The organism is Bacillus sp. BML-BC051 (assembly GCF_019656175.1).
Taxonomy (GTDB): domain Bacteria; phylum Bacillota; class Bacilli; order Bacillales; family Bacillaceae_G; genus Bacillus_A; species Bacillus_A mobilis.
Map to the genome: position 1 here is coordinate 161,953 of NZ_BPLI01000018.1, position 14,256 is coordinate 176,208.

The following is a 14,256-nucleotide window of genomic DNA, read 5'->3' on the forward strand; positions in this document are numbered from 1 at the left end:
AAAAGCACCGGTAATAGGTGCTTTTTTTAATCTTTTTTGAAGGTATTTAACATGGCACGAACAATTCCACCAAGAAATTTAGGTAACTTAATTGTATAAAATCTCATGGTTTCCCTCCTAATCCCCATTACTCCACTTGTTCACTATATGATGTAAGGAGCAAAATTGTTTCTTTAATCAGTGCTTCTTATCACCATTAATATGCCAGAAGTAAATGAAAAAGTACCTTTTTCCTCAACGAGTTCATTACTAATACAAAGTGTTGATCCCCATTCTATTGTTTTATTAATTAGAGGATACTTAAACCCAAGCAACGTAATCCCTTCCACTATTTCAGTAACCGGCACAAAAGATACATAAGGGAAATTTTTATTGTCTTCAATTATATGTGTACCCACTTTTTTCACGCTTATTTCATTTTTATTGTCTACAATACACATTTCTATCCCTACTTCTAACCCTCTTAAAAGCATCTGTATATTCGCTAAACCGTGATCCAGCCTTCCACCAGTGGCGCCAAAAATACGAATCAATGTCGGATTTTGTTCTAACGCCCAGTTAATCGCAATTTCTAAATCTGTTTGATCTTTTTCACGAGGAACAATATGTAAGTCATTTGTTTGCTGGCCCATCCATACTAATTCTTCTTCAGTAACTGAATCGTAATCTCCAAACGCAACAGCTGGAGTAATTCCTCCTTTTAATAAACGATATACGCCTCTATCAACTGCCGCCCACACTACTTTCTCACTTTCATATCGAGAAAAATCTGCACAATATTCCGCAGGTCCGCCCGCTAAAATATGAATAATCATGTTTCCTTCCCCTTCTATTGTAAAAAGGCAATCTGCCATTCGGTAGATTGCCTTTTTACATATTTTTTCTCTATCCTTTATAAATAGTGAAAACTTACTACACTAGAAGTTTCACTGGGATAAAGACTCGTTCATTCATTATCCACGAATGATACGAATTGCTTCACCGCGGTCTTTTTGATTGTATACTGCTGATCCAGCTACAAGTACATTTGCTCCTGCTTCAATACAAAGTCTTGCTGTTTCAGCATTTACACCACCATCAACTTCAATTTCTACTTCTAGATTGCGCTCTTTAACCATTTCTGCAACTTGTTTAATTTTCGGTAATACAGAATGGATAAATTTCTGCCCACCGAATCCTGGGTTTACTGTCATAAGTAATACCATATCTATATCTTCTAATACATGCTCAATCGTTGAAACTGGCGTATGCGGATTTAATACAACTCCCGCTTTAATGCCATGAGATTTAATTAACTGAATTGTACGATGTAGATGAGGGCACGCCTCTACATGAACAGTAATAATATCCGCTCCCGCTTTTGCGAAAGTCGGGATATAGTTATCAGGATTTTCAATCATTAAATGTACATCTAATGGTAACGATGTAATCGGACGGATAGCTTCTACAATTAATGGTCCAATCGTAATATTTGGTACGAAATGTCCATCCATTACATCGACGTGAATGTAATCCGCTCCGCCTTTTTCTACATCTTTAATCTCTTCCCCTAATTTTGAAAAATCTGCTGATAAGATCGATGGTGCAATTTTAATCATAACTAATACCTCGGCTTTCTCTCTCTAATTTCTTCTACGAATTGTTTGTAATTCTTATAACGATATTCTGTAATTTTTCCTTCTTCAACCGCAGCCTTCACAGCACATTTCGGTTCGGAAAGATGTGTACACCCTCTAAATTTACAGTATTGGCTCGCTTCTTTCAACTCTGGAAAACAATATGTAAGATCTTCTACTTCTATATCTATGAAATCAAGTGAACTAAAACCAGGTGTATCTGCAACTAGTCCGCTTCCAACCGCAATTAATTCCACGTGTCTTGTCGTATGTTTCCCGCGTCCTAAATGCGAGGAAATATCATTCGTTTTCAGTTCTAAATCTGGGCGTAAAACGTTAAGCATAGAAGATTTCCCAACACCAGATTGCCCTGCTACAACAGAAACACAGCCTTCTAAGAATGGTTTTAAAATATCAATACTTTCCGATGTATTTATAGAAGTAAATAATACATCATATCCCATCTCGCGATAGTCATTCGCATAAGATTCAACAGTCTCTCTCATTCTTTCATCCACTAAATCCATCTTACTAATGCAAATAATCGGCTTAATATTATGATATTCAATTAGCACTAAAAATCGATCTAATAGTCCCGGATTAAAATCTGGTTCTACTGCTGAGAAAACGAGAATTGCTTGATCAACATTAGCAATAGGAGGCCTAACAAGTTCATTTTTTCGATCAAATACTTCAAGCACGTATCCTTCACTTGGATTATCTGCTTGAAAAACAACTTGGTCTCCTACTAGTGGTGTAATTTTATTCTTTCTGAACACACCACGCCCGCGGCATTGTGTAATCCCTTCTTCATGCTGCACATAATAAAACCCACTTAGAGCTTTTACAATTTTTCCTTCTGGCATATAATTCTCCTTTATTTTGTATAAAGTGAAGCTGTAATTCATATTGAATGGATTAGAATTCTTTAAATACTTATTTCAAAACCCGTTATATATACAAGTTAATATATTTAATCTACCATCAAATTCAACATATTATTTATAACAGTATCACTTTTATAACTTTTTGAATCATATATTTTTGCCTGTTATACAGTCCACTATAAGTAGACAGCATAACAGGCAAGAGTAATACATTCCATCCCCTCTAGAAAGAAAATGGAAGTCATTATTATTGAGTTGGGTATGGTACTTCTTTGTCGATAATCGTTACACCATCTCGTACAATTTTATAGTGTCCTTTTGTACCTTCTTGAATTACAAATTCTAAAGAAATAGTTGCCGACTCTGAAATTGTTCTAGTTTCAATTGGTCTATCCATTTTTTGTTGCATATCTTCTTTATAAATTTCTATTGTTTGCGGTTTTTTCTCACCAATTATAGAAGACTCATACGGAATAGAAATATTATCCACTTTCACTGTTTTCGTTACTTTCGGCTTAGGACCCTCTGAGATGACAATCGTCACTTTATCTCCTTCTTTTAACGGCGTTCCTGGTTTTGGAGATTGCGAAATTACAAGTCCTTTATCAACAGTATCGGAATACTCTCGTTTTATATCTGGAGTTAGTTTTCTCTCATTCAAATAACCATTTACGCTATTTTCAGTCCATCCTGAAAAATCACCTGGTCTAATTTGATACGGACCTTTACTTACCCAAATTTTCAGTTCTTGTTCCGCCTCTACTACCATTTGATCCGGCGTAGGAATTTGCTCTACGATTTCACCTTTTGGCCTATCATTTTCAATATAATTTATTGTAACTTGCTTATATTTTTCTTCTAATTCAGCCCTTATACTCTCAAAATCTTTTCCTGTGAGATCACTCATCTTACTTTTCTTTTTTCCGCCTGATTGATAGATAGTAATTTTAGAGTTTTCTTTCACGACTCTTCCTGCCACAGGGTCTGTTTTTATCACATCACCGGCTTCAACATCATCTGTATATACAATATTAGGTTCCGTAACCTCAAAACCCTTTTCAACTAATTTATTTACTGCTGTCGCATACTTCATACCAGCCACATCAGGGACTTTTACATCTTTTGGAATAAAGAATCCTGGAATAACAGTAAGCGCTAACGTTATTCCAATTGCTAAAAGTAAAAATGTCGTTATTAAAACTTTGATCCATTTATTACTTCGTTTTTTCTTCTTATTTAATTCCGTTTCTTCTTTTCTTTTCTGTTCATCCACTTTACTTCCTTTTAAAACAATTGTTTCATCAGTTACATTTTCGAATAATTGTTCTTGTTGAATAATAGGAATCGCTTTTGTCGCTTCCATATCTTCCGGTATGTAAAATGGCTGCTCATTTATCCTCTCTGGATATAGCGCAGTTTCAATATCTCGTTTCATCGCATTGGCAGATTGATATCGGTGAAACGGATCTTTCGCAGTTGCCTTTAATATAATATTTTCGACACTTTGCGGAATATTTTCATTCCATCTCTTTGGAGACGGAATTTCACTTTGTAAATGTTTTAAAGCTATAGCAACAGCAGATTCGCCAGAAAACGGTTGTCTTCCTGTTAACAACTCAAACATAACGATTCCTAGAGAATAAATATCTGATTGTTTATTTGCTATCCCGCCGCGTGCTTGTTCTGGTGATAAGTAATGCACCGAACCGAGTACCGAATTTGTATGTGTAATTGTTGTTGCACTTGTAGCTGTCGCAATTCCAAAATCTGTTACTTTTATTACTCCATCAGCTCGAATTAAAATATTGTGCGGTTTAATATCACGGTGCACAATTTCAAAATGATGGGCGTGTGCCATGGCGGATGTTAACTGCTCCATAATATCAAGAGCTTCTCCTATAGGTAACATCCCTCGCTCAATTATGTATTGCTTCAATGTTTGTCCTGGTACATACTCCATTACAAGATAATATATACCATCTTCTTCTCCGACATCATACATATTCACAATATTTGGATGCGACAACGTTGTAACAGACTGCGCTTCTCGATGGAAACGTTTAATAAACTCTTCGTTATTTGAATAGTCGAGTCTTAATATTTTTACCGCTACATCTCGGCCAAGTATATCATCATGAGCTAAATACACATTGGCCATTCCACCGCCACCAATCATTTTCAGTAGCTTATAACGGTCATTTAAGCGTTTTCCAATCAGCACGTTGCACTTCACCTACTTTCGTTTGTCGAACCCGCATAATCAATAAGAACAAGGGTGATATTATCTTCCCCGCCACGATCATTCGCCAATTGAATGAGACGTTGTCCCTTCGTTTCAAGCTGTTCATTTAGCTGTAAAATTTGTTGCATATCAGCAATAGAAACTTTGTTAGATAAACCATCAGAGCAAAGAAGTAACTGATCATCTTCCTCAAGCACCAATGTTTTCACATCTAATCCGACTTTTTCTTCTGTTCCTAATGCCCTTAACAAAACATTCTTTTTCGGGTGATATTCTGCGTCTTCTTTTGAAATTTCACCATGTCTCACAAGTTCATTTACAAGGGAATGATCTTCCGTTACAAGCGAGATTTCTCCCTCTGATACCATATAACAACGACTATCTCCTATATGACCTATTGTCACAAAGTTTTGCGTACAAATCGCTATTATAAGTGTTGTTCCCATACCATTACATTCTACATGTTGTTTAGAGTACTCATATATACGCTCATTAATAATCCCAACACTCGTATGTAACCACTCTTCTACTTTTTTTGGTTCATTCATATTATGCGTTTGCTTCCAATAATCATGGAATAATTGAATGGTCATCGAACTAGCTACATCACCAGCTCGATGACCTCCCATTCCATCTGCTACTACCGCTAAAACATTTCCATCTAAATTGTGAAAAACTCCTGCACTATCTTCATTATGTTGACGAACTTTTCCTTTATCCGATAGAAACACGGCTTTCATCTCGTCACCTCGTCTCTTCTTTACGCTCCTTCGCACGTAACTGACCGCAGGCTGCATCAATATCATGACCTTGTTCACGGCGAATTGTTACATTCACTCCACGATCTTTTAACGTTTTTTCAAATAAGAAAATTTGTTCACGTGGTGTACGTACATAATCACGTTCAGGTACGTAGTTTACCGGAATTAAGTTTACATGACATTTTACACCTTTTAAAAGCGCAGCAAGTTCTTCAGCTTGCTCAACTTGGTCATTTTCTCCTCCAAATAAGCCATATTCAAACGTAATACGACGCCCTGTTTTATTTACATAGTATTTAACAGCTTCCATTAGGTCTGGTAGCTTATAAGCACGGTTAATCGGCATTAATTTTGAACGTAACTCTGTATTTGCAGAATGCAATGAAATCGCAAAATTAATTTGCATATCTTCTTCAGCGAACTTATAAATTTTTGGAACAATTCCACTTGTTGAAACTGTCATATGTCTTGCGCCAATATGAATTCCTTTTTCATGGTTTATAATGCGTAAGAATGACATTAAGTTGTCGTAATTATCAAACGGCTCTCCAATTCCCATAACAACAAGCGAACTTACACGTTCTTCTGTTTCATCAAGTGCACGTTGTACTTCTACTACTTGCGCTACAATCTCTCCAGCTTCTAAGTTTCGTTTTAATCCACCAAGTGTAGATGCACAGAACGTACAACCAATACGGCATCCGACCTGTGTTGTTACACAAATAGAATTTCCATATTCATGTCGCATTAACACTGTTTCAATAGAATAACCATCATATAATTGGAATAAGAATTTAATTGTTCCATCAGAAGACGTTTGTTTTACCAATGTATTTAAAGTAGTAATATCAAAGGAATTCGACAATTTATCGCGTAATCCTTTAGAAAGATTCGACATGTCGTCATAATTTTTTACACGTTTTTTATATAGCCAATCAAAGATTTGTCCTGCACGGAACTTTGGTTCTCCTTGTTCCTTTAACCAATCTTGCATTTCATGAAGTTGTAAAGAATAAATTGATGGTTTCTTCGTTTCTAGATTTTTCTTTTGTTTTCTCACAGTCGTTTCCACGATGCTACACCTTCTTCCTTAAACAAGCAATATAAAAGCCATCTGTTGCAAAATAATGCGGTAAAATTCGTACTTGACCTTCATCAATATACGGATTTAACTTTTCTGGCATGCGATTTTTTATCGTAGTATCCCATTCAAATTCAGGATGCTCTTGTAAAAATTGCTTTATTACTTGTTCATTCTCTATTTTTTCTATTGTGCACGTACTATAAACAAGGCGACCACCTTGTTTTAACAATGGTGCTATTTTTTCTAGTATTGCAAGTTGAATCGTCGATAATCTTTCACTATCGCCTTTATTTTTACCTAACTTAATATCAGGTTTACGTCTAATCACACCAAATCCAGAACACGGTGCATCTACTAATATTTTATCAAATGTTTCATTCGCAAAGTGTTCTTGCACTTTTCTAGCATCTAGTGCTTTTGTTTCGACATTTTCTAGACCAAGTCGCTCTGCTTGTTGTTTAATTAAACGTACTTTGTGTGCATGTAAATCAAGAGACATAACTTGACCTGTTCCTTTTAATCGCTCTGCAATGTGCGTTGTTTTTCCGCCCGGAGCAGCACAACTATCAAGAACTACATCTCCCTCATTCGGATCTAAAGCGCGCGCTACGAGCATAGAACTTTCATCTTGAATAGAAAGAAAACCTTTTTTAAACGCATCTGTATGGGCTACATTCCCTCTTTCAATTTGAATTGCATCCTCTGATAAATCGCCGTGCTTCGCTTCTATACCTTCACTAGCCAACAACTCAATTGCTTCGTCTACTGTTATTTTATCAACATTTACACGCGCTGTTGGTACTGGAGGTAACATGTTCACTTCACACATTTTCTCCGCTGTCTCTAAACCATATTCAGAAGCCCAATCTTGAACAAGCCACATTGGATGACTTGTTGCAATTGCCAAACGTTCTACTGGATCCTTGATTTCATCTACAGAAGGTACCCCTTCTCTCTGAATCGAACGTAATACCCCGTTTACCATACCGGCAATCCCTTTATGTCCGCGACGCTTTGCAATCTCCACTGCTTCATGGATAGCCGCTCTCTCGGGCACTCGATCTAAATAAATCATTTGATATAAAGATAAGCGAAGTAATACTCTTACCCACGCCTCAACCTTCTTTTTTAAAAAAGGCTGTAAATAATAATCTAATGTGTCACGACGTTGAATCGTTCCATATACAATTTCAGTTAACAAACCAATATCTTTTCTATCAATTGCATTTTTTTCAATTAGATTATTTAGAAGTAAGTTACTGTATGCACCACTTTTTTCTACTTGAATTAAGCCATCAAGAGCTAACTCACGAACATTTTGTCTCATGCATTTTCTCCTAACTTCGTTCCAATTTCAGGTTTTGTGCCACGTAAAAATTGCGAACAACTCATACGTTTTTTACCAGAAGGTTGCAATTCAGTGATTTTAACACCTGTCTCATTCCCTGTTGCAACAACAAATCCATCTTCTTCAAGAGCTACTATTGTACCTGGTTCAGCTTTCTCTGTAATAGAGACCTTCTCTCCCCACCATACTTTAATAACTTGTCCTGCCAAAGTCGTATAAGCAACTGGCCATGGATTCAATCCGCGAATGTGATTGTATACTTCTTCACCTGTTTTTGTCCAATCAATTTTCTCTTGCTCACGTTTTATATTATATGCAAACGTTACTTCTTCTTCGTTTTGTTTAATTGGTTCTAACTTACCTTGAATTAATAAAGGTACTGTTTTAGATAGTAGGTGTGCCCCTGCTTCACTTAACTTATCGAATAAAGAGCCGGTCGTTTCACGCTCTTCAATCTCCACTTCTACTTGCGTTAAGATATCACCCGCATCCAATTTCTCTACCATATACATAATTGTAATACCCGTTTTTTCTTTACCTTCCATAATTGCATAATGGATTGGTGCACCACCACGAAGTTCAGGTAGTAAAGACGCGTGGACGTTAATACATCCATACTTCGGTGCTTCTAAAATTTCATTTGGTACAATCTGACCGAAAGCAGCTGTTACAATCAAATCTGGCTCTAATGCCAAGACTTGTTCATATTCGGCTTTTTCACGAATTCTTAACGGTTGTAACACCGGAATACCATGTTTTTCTGCTTCAACTTTAACAGGTGTAGGTGTTAATACTTTTTTTCTACCTACCGGACGATCAGGCTGCGTCACAACACCTATTACATCATAGCCATCTTCGATAAGACGACGAAGCACCGGCACTGAAAAGTCCGGTGTTCCCATAAATACTACTTTTATCATTAAAAAACCGCTCCTTTTAATACCTATTCTAATTCGTTTTCCTCATAATATCTTGTCACTTTCGATGTAAATAACACACCGTGTAAATGATCGATTTCATGTTGAATGGCACGTGCTAAAAATCCTTCTGCTTCTAGTAAAAATACTTTACCTCTGCGATTTTGCGCACGTACTTTAATATAATCCGCACGTTCCACTTCACCATAAAGTCCCGGGAAGCTTAGACAACCTTCGGGACCTACTTGTTCACCACGTTTTTCTAGTATCGATGGATTGATTAACTCGATTTTCCCCGTATCATCATCGATATCAACTACCGCTACTTGCAAGCTTACACCTACTTGAGGCGCAGCTAAACCGACTCCGTCCGCAATTAACATTGTTTCATGCATATCTTTCAACAATTTCACTAACTTTTTATCAAAGTTAATTACTCTTTCGCATGGTGTTTCTAACACTTCATTTGGATGCTTTACTATTTCTAAAACTGCCATATTTCCCTCCGCTACATTAACATTGTTGGATTAAAATCAATTGAGATTTGTAGCTCTTTTTGCATTTCTGCTTGATAATGTTCATTTACCATTTTGAGCACGTTCTTTAAGTTTGGTTCCCGTTTGTATTTTATCATGCATTGATAACGATATCTATCTTTTATCCTTGGAATTGCTGAAGCAACCGGTCCTAACACCATCGTTTGCTGCGTGCAGTGCGCCCGTAAATGACCGACAATTTTTTCCGTCACTTGCACTGCCTTTAATAATTCTGGATGAGATACTGTTACAAGTACAACATAGTAATAAGGTGGATATTGTCTTGTTCGTCTCATTTGCATTTCTTGATCAAAAAACACATCATAATGTTGGTTCTTTGCTAACTCTATACTGTAATGTTCTGGCGTATACGTTTGAATTATAACTTCCCCTGGCAATTCATGTCTGCCTGCTCGCCCACTTACTTGCGTCAATAACTGATACGTCTTTTCACTCGCTCGAAAATCAGGTAAATGAAGCATCGTATCTGCAGTTAAAACCCCAACAAGCGTTACTTTAGGAAAATCTAATCCTTTCGCAATCATTTGTGTTCCAAGTAGTATATCCGCTTTTTCTTCCCCGAATGCCTTTAATAATTTTTCATGCATTCCTTTGCGACTTGTCGTATCTACATCCATTCGAATGACTCGTGCCTCTGGAAATAGTTTTGTAATTTCTTCTTCTACCTTTTGTGTACCTGTACCAAAGAAACGAATATATGTACTTTGACAAGCAGGACAGGCAGTCGGCATATTCTCTTCGTAACTGCAATAATGACATTTTAAACGATGGTTCATTTTATGATATGTCAGCGATATATCACAATGCGGACATTGTACAACATACCCGCAATCGCGGCACATAACAAATGTAGAATGACCTCTTCTATTTAAAAAGAGCACCATCTGTTCTTTCTTTTCTAATCGATCTGCTATTTTTTCATGCAGTGCCTTCGAAAACATCGAACGATTCCCGTCACGAAGTTCCTCACGCATATCAACAATCTCTACTGTCGGTAAAGCTTGTTCATTCATACGCTTTTCCATCGTTAGTAATTCATACACACCTTTTTTCGCTCTTGCAAACGATTCAAGTGTCGGTGTTGCACTACCAAGAACGATAGGACATTTATGATATTGTCCCCTCCACACAGCTACATCCCTTGCATGATACCTCGGATTATCTTCTTGCTTATAGCTCGATTCGTGCTCCTCATCAATAATAATAATCCCTAAATTTTCAAAAGGTGCAAATACGGCTGAACGTGCACCAACTACAACTTTCACTTCTTTTCTTAAAATCTTACGCCATTCATCATATTTTTCTCCAACAGACAGAGCACTATGAAGAACCGCAACTTGCGAGCCAAATCTACCTTTAAAACGATCTACCATTTGAGGCGTTAGTGCAATTTCAGGAACAAGCACAATAGCTTCTTTCCCTTTCGCAAGCACCGCTGCTATAGATTGTAAATATACTTCTGTTTTTCCGCTTCCTGTAACACCATATAGTAAAAATGGATTGTAAGTTTCATTTGTAATTGATGATAAAATCGGTGTAATAACTTGCTTTTGTTCCTCCGTAAGCGGGAATGGTTTCGTTTGTTCAAAATCATCATCGTCATACGGATTCCGATATACTTCCACATACTTTTCTGAGATGAGCCCTTTTTTAACAAGTGCTTTAATCGGAGCATCTGTTATTTGCAACTCTTCTGTTATCACTTTCAACGGCACACTTTTATAATTTTCCACAAAATAATAGAGTACATCTTGTTGTTTTTTACTTTTCAGTTCAAATGCTGCTAATTCTAATTTATCTTCTGGCAACTCCGGTTGGACGACTCTTTGTTTCTTCTTTTGCACTTTATCTTTTACTTGATAAACAACTTCAATCGTGCCATTTTTAATTTCTTGTTGAATCGTGCGGTATAGATGTGGCTGCGTCTCAATAACTTCCCAATCTATCGCTTCTTTGTCCTGAAATAAAAACAGTAGTTCAGGTGCTACTTCTTCTTGTTTACGAAGTTGTAGACGCTTTTTATACGTCGCTTTTATCGCCGTTGGAAGCATGACTTGAAAGGCTGAAATCATATAACATAACGTTTCACTTGTAAGCCAATATCCAAGCTTTAATAATTCCTCGTTTAAAACTGGTGTTACATCTAATATTTCATGGATTGTCTTTAACTTCTTACTTTCTACTTCAACCGAATCTTTGATCCCAATAATAAATCCTTGCAATTTCCTTGGGCCAAACGGAACTACTACACGCATGCCTGTCTGGACAATATCTTCCCACTTTTTAGGGATAATATAATCAAATGGTCGATCTGTCTGACGTGCAGGTACATCAACAATTACACTTGCAAATTTCATAGACGATCATCTTCTAACATCATTTCAATTTGCTTTAATATTTCACGAGCAACCTCTTTCTTCGTTAAAAGTGGCAACTCTATAACTTCTCCATCTTTTCTATACATTGTTACAATGTTCGTATCTGTACCAAATCCAGCTCCTTGCGCCTTTACATCGTTCGCAACAATCATATTCGCATTTTTCTCACGTAATTTTTTTGTTGCGTATTCCTCTACGTTTGTCGTTTCAGCCGCAAAACCGATAAGTAACTGTTTGTCCTTCATCTCACCTAACGTTTTTAAAATATCTACTGTTCTCTCAAGTTCGATTACAGCATCACCATTTTTCTTTTTCATTTTATTATCATGAACATATTTCGGGCGATAATCTGCAACTGCTGCTGTTTTAATGACAACATCTACGTTTTGATACTGTTGCAGAACTACTTCTAACATATCTTGTGCAGATTCCACTTGTACCGTATTTACATGTAATGGTGGGTTTAATGCTGTTGGTCCGGAAACAAGTATGACATCAGCACCTAATTTCGCTGCCACTTCCGCAATTGCATATCCCATTTTTCCAGAAGAAAAATTAGTCATAAAACGCACTGGATCAATCTTTTCACGAGTTGGTCCAGCAGTTATTAATATTTTTTTCCCTTGCAATGGTTTTTGTTCTGAAAAAGCCTCTTCTAACCGTGCAATAATTGCTTCCGGTTCTTCTAGTCTTCCCTTCGCTACATAACCACACGCTAAAAAACCTTCTCCAGGCTCAATAAATGTATATCCTAACGTTTTTAACGTCATCATATTTTTTTGTACAATTTTATTTTCATACATATGCACATTCATAGCAGGTGCAATCCACACTGGGGCTGTAGTAGCTAACAAAGTAGTTGTAATCATATCGTCTGCAATACCACCAGCTAACTTCCCAATACAATTGGCAGTAGCAGGTGCAACAAGTACTATATCTGCCCAATCTGCTAAATCGATATGTGCAATAACAGCTGAGTCTTTCTCATCGAATGTATCTGTATATACGTCATGGCGAGAAAGTGCTTGAAATGTAAGAGGCGTAACAAACTTCATTGCCGACTCACTCATCATTACTTTTACAATAGCACCAGCTTGTGTCAATTTACTAGTTAACGCAGCCGCTTTAAAGACCGCAATGCCTCCTGTTACACATAGAAGTATCTTTTTCCCTTTTAGCATATGGCTCGTCCTCTTTCTTTTTCAAACTTATAATACTGAAACAGAATTCCCAGCTCGTCAGTTCCAATATTTCTTCCCTATCGTAAAAAAATAACAACCTACTTGTAAATAGGTTGTTACCGTTACATAGAAAATTATAAAGTCTATGTTTTAATTTGTCGAAAAGAATGTCTTAATCGATGATTTTGCCTTCGCTTGGTACATATTTTAATACTTCTGCATCGATTTCTTCTAGTGATTTACCTACACATTTATGAGAAACAGGTTGCTCGATAACACAGTTATCAGCAAGTTGCATTTCACGCGCACGTTTTGCAGCTACTGTTACAAGTGTATATTTAGAATCGATTTTTGTTAATAATGAATCAATTGATGGATTTAACATAATTATAGACCCTCCGTCATTTCTTTATAATATTTTGCTACTCTTTCGCGGCGGCAATGTTCACCAACCACAATTGCTTTAATTCTTTCACAAGCTAATTCAACTTGATCGTTTTCTACAACATAGTCGTAAGCGTCCATCATTTCGATTTCTTCTTTCGCTACCGTTAAACGATTTTCAATAACATCTTCAGTTTCTGTACCACGGCCGACAATGCGGTTCTTTAGTTCAGATAAACTTGGAGGTGCTAAGAAAATAAATACACCTTCTGGGAATGCTTTCTTAACTTGAATTGCTCCTTGCACTTCAATTTCTAAGAATACATCTTTTCCTTCTTGTAATGTTTTTTCAACATAGTCAATCGGTGTTCCGTAATAATTACCTACAAACTCAGCCCACTCAAGTAATTTTTCATTACGAATCATTTCCTCAAATTCTTCTCTCTCTTTAAAGAAATAATCCACACCATCTACTTCACCTTCACGTGGCTTACGTGTCGTTACTGAAATGGAGTACTGAAAACGTGTATCCTCATGACTAAACAGCTCTTTTCGAACCGTTCCTTTACCAACCCCAGAAGGCCCTGAAAGAACGATGAGCAATCCTCTTCTACTTCTCATAAATATGTAAAACCTACCCTTCCTCACTTAAATCTTCTTTATTATTCAAACGATGTGCAATCGTCTCTGGCTGAATTGGACTTAATACCACATGCCCATCATCCATAACAATAACCGCCCTTGTTTTTCTCCCATACGTAGCATCAAGCAAAGCATTATGTTCGCGTGCTTCCTGTACTGTTCGTTTAATAGGAGCTGACTCCGGACTTACAATAGCAATAATTCGATGAGCAGATACAATATTTCCGTATCCAATATTTAAAAACCGCATGGCCATAGT

Annotated in this window: 15 protein-coding genes; all 15 read right to left on the reverse strand. The window is 36.8% G+C overall.

Annotated elements, in window-relative coordinates:
• Positions 1-26: 26 nt before the first annotated feature.
• Complete coding sequence (gene spoVM, locus K5S59_RS10370; protein WP_001213599.1) at positions 27-107, reverse strand: stage V sporulation protein SpoVM; 81 nt, start codon at positions 105-107, stop codon at positions 27-29.
• A gap of 66 nt (positions 108-173) precedes the next feature.
• Positions 174-854 (reverse strand): thiamine diphosphokinase, encoded by a 681-nt coding sequence (locus K5S59_RS10375; protein ID WP_002072839.1) that lies wholly within the window; start codon positions 852-854, stop codon positions 174-176.
• A gap of 99 nt (positions 855-953) precedes the next feature.
• Entirely contained in the window at positions 954-1,598 is a 645-nt protein-coding gene (gene rpe, locus K5S59_RS10380) for a ribulose-phosphate 3-epimerase (protein WP_000589961.1), read from the reverse strand.
• Between the two features lie 2 nt (positions 1,599-1,600).
• A complete protein-coding gene (rsgA, locus tag K5S59_RS10385) occupies positions 1,601-2,482 on the reverse strand; it encodes a ribosome small subunit-dependent GTPase A (protein ID WP_001113938.1) in 882 nt (293 codons plus the stop codon).
• 268 nt (positions 2,483-2,750) lie between these two features.
• The gene (prkC, locus tag K5S59_RS10390) at positions 2,751-4,724 is read right to left on the reverse strand and encodes a serine/threonine protein kinase PrkC (RefSeq protein ID WP_000904762.1); all 1,974 of its coding nucleotides are present in this window, start codon (positions 4,722-4,724) and stop codon (positions 2,751-2,753) included.
• Positions 4,725-4,732: 8 nt separating this feature from the next.
• On the reverse strand, positions 4,733-5,485 hold the full coding sequence (locus K5S59_RS10395) for a Stp1/IreP family PP2C-type Ser/Thr phosphatase (protein ID WP_000648710.1): 753 nt from the start codon (positions 5,483-5,485) through the stop codon (positions 4,733-4,735).
• Between the two features lie 4 nt (positions 5,486-5,489).
• Positions 5,490-6,578 carry a dual-specificity RNA methyltransferase RlmN gene (gene rlmN / locus K5S59_RS10400; protein ID WP_000450538.1) on the reverse strand — a complete coding sequence of 363 codons (1,089 nt, stop codon included), beginning with the start codon at positions 6,576-6,578 and terminating at the stop codon, positions 5,490-5,492.
• 4 nt (positions 6,579-6,582) lie between these two features.
• Complete coding sequence (gene rsmB / locus K5S59_RS10405; protein WP_001249654.1) at positions 6,583-7,917, reverse strand: 16S rRNA (cytosine(967)-C(5))-methyltransferase RsmB; 1,335 nt, start codon at positions 7,915-7,917, stop codon at positions 6,583-6,585.
• A complete protein-coding gene (gene fmt / locus K5S59_RS10410) occupies positions 7,914-8,858 on the reverse strand; it encodes a methionyl-tRNA formyltransferase (RefSeq protein WP_000598786.1) in 945 nt (314 codons plus the stop codon). Before fmt ends, rsmB begins: the two co-directional genes overlap by 4 nt.
• 23 nt (positions 8,859-8,881) lie before the next feature.
• Complete coding sequence (def, locus tag K5S59_RS10415; protein ID WP_061678221.1) at positions 8,882-9,352, reverse strand: peptide deformylase; 471 nt, start codon at positions 9,350-9,352, stop codon at positions 8,882-8,884.
• 11 nt (positions 9,353-9,363) lie between these two features.
• Positions 9,364-11,769: a primosomal protein N' gene (gene priA, locus K5S59_RS10420; protein WP_098237922.1), complete on the reverse strand. Its 2,406-nt coding sequence runs from the start codon at positions 11,767-11,769 to the stop codon at positions 9,364-9,366.
• Positions 11,766-12,971, reverse strand: coding sequence for a bifunctional phosphopantothenoylcysteine decarboxylase/phosphopantothenate--cysteine ligase CoaBC (gene coaBC / locus K5S59_RS10425; protein WP_000911720.1), 1,206 nt, complete (start codon positions 12,969-12,971; stop codon positions 11,766-11,768). Before coaBC ends, priA begins: the two co-directional genes overlap by 4 nt.
• Positions 12,972-13,143: 172 nt before the next feature.
• Positions 13,144-13,356 carry a DNA-directed RNA polymerase subunit omega gene (rpoZ, locus tag K5S59_RS10430; protein WP_000933965.1) on the reverse strand — a complete coding sequence of 71 codons (213 nt, stop codon included), beginning with the start codon at positions 13,354-13,356 and terminating at the stop codon, positions 13,144-13,146.
• A gap of 2 nt (positions 13,357-13,358) precedes the next feature.
• Entirely contained in the window at positions 13,359-13,976 is a 618-nt protein-coding gene (gene gmk, locus K5S59_RS10435; RefSeq protein ID WP_001257740.1) for a guanylate kinase, read from the reverse strand.
• Between the two features lie 13 nt (positions 13,977-13,989).
• Positions 13,990-14,253: an extracellular matrix/biofilm regulator RemA gene (gene remA / locus K5S59_RS10440; RefSeq protein WP_001251456.1), complete on the reverse strand. Its 264-nt coding sequence runs from the start codon at positions 14,251-14,253 to the stop codon at positions 13,990-13,992.
• Between the last annotated feature and the right edge of the window lie 3 nt (positions 14,254-14,256).

What these genes read in the sequence shown, in the direction of transcription:
- spoVM (WP_001213599.1), bottom strand. Translation starts at nt 107, where the DNA reads ATGAGATTTTATACAATTAAGTTACCTAAATTTCTTGGTGGAATTGTT.
- K5S59_RS10375 (WP_002072839.1), bottom strand. Translation starts at nt 854, where the DNA reads ATGGCAGATTGCCTTTTTACAATAGAAGGGGAAGGAAACATGATTATT.
- rpe (WP_000589961.1), bottom strand. Translation starts at nt 1,598, where the DNA reads ATGATTAAAATTGCACCATCGATCTTATCAGCAGATTTTTCAAAATTA.
- rsgA (WP_001113938.1), bottom strand. Translation starts at nt 2,482, where the DNA reads ATGCCAGAAGGAAAAATTGTAAAAGCTCTAAGTGGGTTTTATTATGTG.
- K5S59_RS10395 (WP_000648710.1), bottom strand. Translation starts at nt 5,485, where the DNA reads ATGAAAGCCGTGTTTCTATCGGATAAAGGAAAAGTTCGTCAACATAAT.
- rsmB (WP_001249654.1), bottom strand. Translation starts at nt 7,917, where the DNA reads ATGAGACAAAATGTTCGTGAGTTAGCTCTTGATGGCTTAATTCAAGTA.
- fmt (WP_000598786.1), bottom strand. Translation starts at nt 8,858, where the DNA reads ATGATAAAAGTAGTATTTATGGGAACACCGGACTTTTCAGTGCCGGTG.
- def (WP_061678221.1), bottom strand. Translation starts at nt 9,352, where the DNA reads ATGGCAGTTTTAGAAATAGTAAAGCATCCAAATGAAGTGTTAGAAACA.
- priA (WP_098237922.1), bottom strand. Translation starts at nt 11,769, where the DNA reads ATGAAATTTGCAAGTGTAATTGTTGATGTACCTGCACGTCAGACAGAT.
- coaBC (WP_000911720.1), bottom strand. Translation starts at nt 12,971, where the DNA reads ATGCTAAAAGGGAAAAAGATACTTCTATGTGTAACAGGAGGCATTGCG.
- rpoZ (WP_000933965.1), bottom strand. Translation starts at nt 13,356, where the DNA reads ATGTTAAATCCATCAATTGATTCATTATTAACAAAAATCGATTCTAAA.
- gmk (WP_001257740.1), bottom strand. Translation starts at nt 13,976, where the DNA reads ATGAGAAGTAGAAGAGGATTGCTCATCGTTCTTTCAGGGCCTTCTGGG.
- remA (WP_001251456.1), bottom strand. Translation starts at nt 14,253, where the DNA reads ATGGCCATGCGGTTTTTAAATATTGGATACGGAAATATTGTATCTGCT.